Source organism: Nonomuraea sp. NPDC052265 (assembly GCF_044547985.1).
Taxonomy (GTDB): domain Bacteria; phylum Actinomycetota; class Actinomycetes; order Streptosporangiales; family Streptosporangiaceae; genus Nonomuraea.
Map to the genome: position 1 here is coordinate 1 of NZ_JBIUBJ010000072.1, position 1,272 is coordinate 1,272.

The 1,272-nt window shown below is 68.0% G+C and carries 1 protein-coding gene; it reads left to right on the forward strand.

From position 1 onward, the window contains the following. Positions 1-289: 289 nt before the first annotated feature. Positions 290-1,272: DEAD/DEAH box helicase (locus tag ACIHAD_RS48870; RefSeq protein ID WP_397361753.1), on the forward strand; the 983-nt coding region annotated here is incomplete at its 3' end.

A 1,272-nucleotide genomic window follows, 5' to 3' on the forward strand; every position in this document is an offset into this window, starting at 1 on the left:
GCATCCATCGTGCCGTGACGACCTCACAACCCGCGCAGGACAGCATGTCTGTTCTCCCGCCGCACACCGGATGCACCACCGATGGCTCCGGTTCGGGCACAGGCCCGCTCCAGCTCTACAGCGCCGCATCACAGCCGCGTTCTTCCCGGCGAAAGCCGACCATTTCGACGTACGAACCCAGGCTGTCTCCGCCGGTTCGACTCGTCTTTTCTTCGGCTCGTGCTAGCTGTTCTTGTGCCGCTCAACGCGCCGAGGATCCTGACACGTGCCGCATCGAGGAAGGTTCTGCATGAACCACGCAACTCGCGCGCACGATCGCAACTCTTCGCCCCGTACGGGCGGCTCCGCCCGAAGCAGGGGCGGCCGATTCAGCTCTCCGGCTCAAGGCCGTTCAGGCACCTCCAGCCGGTCCGGCAACGGGCGGCGTCCCGCCGAGCTCCAAAGAGAGTTCGCACTGCCGGTCACCGTCACCCCGGCCCTGCCCGCAGCCGCGACATTCGCGCAACTCGACATGCCGCCCGCACTGCTGAAGACGCTCACCAGCCTGGGCTTGAACGAACCGTTCCCGATCCAGGCGGCCACGCTGCCGAACTCCCTGGCCGGCCGGGACGTCCTGGGGCGGGGGCGCACCGGGTCGGGCAAGACACTCGCCTTCGGCCTGGCCCTGCTCGCCCGCACCTGCGGACAGCGGGCACAATCGCGGCGACCGCTAGCCCTGATCCTCGTCCCCACCAGGGAACTGGCCCAGCAGGTCACCGATGCGCTCACCCCGTACGCCCAAGCACTGAAGCTGCGGCTGGCCACCGTCGTCGGCGGCATGTCGATCAGCCGCCAGGCCCATGCGCTGCGCAACAGTGCCGAGGTCGTCATCGCGACCCCGGGACGGCTCAGGGATCTCATCGAGCGCGGCGACTGCCACCTGGACCAGGTCGGCATCACCGTGCTGGACGAGGCCGACCAGATGGCCGACATGGGCTTCATGCCGCAGATCACCCACCTGCTCGACCAGGTACGTCCCGGGGGCCAGCGGATGCTGTTCTCCGCCACTTTGGACCGCAACGTCGACCTGCTGGTCCGCCGCTACCTGACCGACCCGGTGGTCCATTCGGTCGACCCCTCGGCGGGCGCGGTCACCACGATGGAGCACCACGTGCTGCACATCACAGGCGCCGACAAGCAGGCCACCACTGTGGAGATCGCTGCTCGCGACGGCCGGGTGATCATGTTCCTGGACACCAAGCACGCCGTGGACCGGCTCACCGAACAGTTGCT